This is a genomic window from Treponema sp. R6D11, from assembly GCF_054786075.1.
Genome location: NZ_BDHD01000237.1, coordinates 1 through 2,376 on the forward strand (window position 1 = coordinate 1; position 2,376 = coordinate 2,376).

General features: G+C 26.9%; 5 protein-coding genes. All 5 read right to left on the reverse strand.

The genetic code is table 11. The features are described 5' to 3' along the window. Nucleotides 1-260, reverse strand: a 260-nt coding sequence (locus ACYVTD_RS11675; protein ID WP_461247941.1) for a GNAT family N-acetyltransferase, incomplete at its 3' end; no start/stop codon positions are given. Between the two features lie 40 nt (nucleotides 261-300). Then, nucleotides 301-765, reverse strand: coding sequence for a MotA/TolQ/ExbB proton channel family protein (locus ACYVTD_RS11680; RefSeq protein WP_461247942.1), 465 nt, complete (start codon nucleotides 763-765; stop codon nucleotides 301-303). A gap of 53 nt (nucleotides 766-818) precedes the next feature. Continuing rightward, a complete protein-coding gene (locus tag ACYVTD_RS11685) occupies nucleotides 819-1,295 on the reverse strand; it encodes a GNAT family N-acetyltransferase (protein WP_461247943.1) in 477 nt (158 codons plus the stop codon). 77 nt (nucleotides 1,296-1,372) lie between these two features. Next, entirely contained in the window at nucleotides 1,373-1,999 is a 627-nt protein-coding gene (locus ACYVTD_RS11690) for a DNA alkylation repair protein (RefSeq protein ID WP_461247944.1), read from the reverse strand. Between the two features lie 108 nt (nucleotides 2,000-2,107). Beyond that, nucleotides 2,108-2,376, reverse strand: a 269-nt coding sequence (locus ACYVTD_RS11695) for a hypothetical protein (protein ID WP_461247945.1), incomplete at its 5' end; no start/stop codon positions are given.

Below are 2,376 nucleotides of genomic sequence, written 5' to 3' on the forward strand. Positions count from 1 at the left end.
ATTCCAACTTCCGCTGTCTGGTTTATATTGTCAATACTTCCATATCCGCAATTTCCAATTAGTTCATTAGTCTCATTATCAATTATTGAATATGTATGTTCTTTGGATAATTTTTCCAAGAATCCTTTTTCATTTTCTATGCTTATTATATTCGGATAAACTATCAAATAATTTGTTACTTCTATATCATTAAGCCATTCAGTAAATTTTTCTACATCATTTACATCAATTGGAGACAAGTAACATTTTTTACCGACCATTTTACGAAAATACATAAATTATTCTCCTAATTATAATAATTTATTCAACCTTATTTTGTTTAAGCATGTTAATTTTATTTTCCGCCCAAGCCTGAACAGGGAAAAAGACAAAACAACTTATCATAATTGAGTACAATATTGTTATTAAAGCCACCGCAACACTAGGACCCAGCATTTGCTTATCATCAAGATACTTAAAGATGACAATCAGCCCTGTCATAAAACCAAATCCGCCTACTGCAAGGATAAATTTAATTGTGTTTTTTACCGCCACAGAAATAGTTTTTAATTCAGTTTTGGTGTATGTATACTCCTTTTTGAAACTGGCTTTGATATACTTGCCCAAAATATTTCCGCTTTTAGATGTTAAAAAGAAGAAAATCAAAGGAACAAGAATTAGTAAAGCTGACGGCAGATCGATAAATATTGCGGCAGCGCCTGATAATATGCCCACAATAGCAAAAATAAAAACCATGAATAAAAAACCAATAATTAACAACATCATTCGCCTCCTAAATATTTCTCAAAATTACAGACTATATCTTTTATATAGCATTTTTAATTATTAAAATCTATTAGCAATGCTTTATCTTCAGGTTCAATAAAGCCTGCTTTTTTATACATTGAAAACCCCATTTTTGTTGAATTTAAAACTATTCTATTTATTTTTTCATCTGTGGCTGTATCTTTAATAAAGTTCATTAGTTTCGATCCAATCCCCTTTCTTCTGTATGCGGGTTTTGTATAAAAATTAAGTACATGACCAATTTTTCTATAATTTTCATTATTTAATGGAGGTAGATAATATATTAATAAACCTGCGGTACATATAACTTCACCATTATTATTTAATCCTATAAAACCTATATAAGAATTATTATTAAATAAATCATTAAAATAAGTAAAAGTTGATTTTTTTATTTTTTCCAATAGTTGAAGAGCAGTATTTGGGTGTATATCTTTTATAAATTCCATTCTTAAATCAACAAGTATTTCCAGATGTTCAATGCCGACCTTTTTAAGTTCTATTTCCATTTTAATTCCTCTTTTATTTCCAATTTTTCATTAAAATTAGTGTCTATAATATTCATATTTTCCTCCCCCTAATGTTTTTATTGAACAAATTTGCTTGCCAATTTATATACTTGATTTATTTCTTTTGTATCCAATTTCCATCTCTTTAATTCTTTTTTTATTAATTCGGGATATTTTTTACTTATATCCCTTAATGCGTTTCCAACTGATTTTCTTACATATTCACTTTCATCTGTTTTATGCTCCGATAATATTTTTATTGCCTCTTTGGGATTATCTCTAAAATATGGTCTATTTGTCCATATTCTTAATCCTTCAGTAACAGCCCGTCTGTTATTTTTATTTTTACTGTTCAACCATTCGTCTATTGTTTCCAATGATTTTTCATAACCAATATTTTTACAATAATTATCAAATGCCATTGCCAAGAATTCTTGAACTTGCCATGAAGGGTTTATACATACTTTATTTTTTAAAAAATTGTACGCTTTCTTTTGTTTGTATGCGATAACTCCCATAATATAAACACCAAACGCCTGAATATAAAATAATTCACAATTATAACATTCTATTGCGGCTTCCCAGCAATTTTCAATGGAATTATTTTTACAAAAATTTTCTGCTTCTTTTTGAATTAACCCATATCTTTCCTTGCCTGTTTTTTCATTGAAAAATAACTTTGTATAATGTTTTATATCAATCATAATTAAATTTTCCTTATTTATGAGTATTAATCAAATATATCAAAGAATAACATTTTAGTCTTATAATAAATGAACATTTTTAATCATTTTTATTTTATCCACATTATTTTATTCAAAATCTTCCAATATTGCCCAATTCATATCTAATTTATTTGCTTTTTTCCCGGCAATTCCTACAACTATTTTATCATTATATTTATTTTGTAAATAATGCTTCAGCATTTCATAATATGTTTTTGTAAATTCTTTTTCAATGAGTTTTTCTTCTTCTGTCCAATGTAATGTGCCTTCTTCCGTATCAGTAAATTCTCTTATATCAGTCTCTCCAAAATAAATATAATTTTGGCGAATAGTATTTTTATATTGTCTTATTATTA

Bases quoted from the DNA above. Each gene is read 5' to 3' on its own strand.
- ACYVTD_RS11680 (WP_461247942.1), bottom strand. From the start codon at position 765: ATGATGTTGTTAATTATTGGTTTTTTATTCATGGTTTTTATTTTTGCT.
- ACYVTD_RS11685 (WP_461247943.1), bottom strand. From the start codon at position 1,295: ATGGAAATAGAACTTAAAAAGGTCGGCATTGAACATCTGGAAATACTT.
- ACYVTD_RS11690 (WP_461247944.1), bottom strand. From the start codon at position 1,999: ATGATTGATATAAAACATTATACAAAGTTATTTTTCAATGAAAAAACA.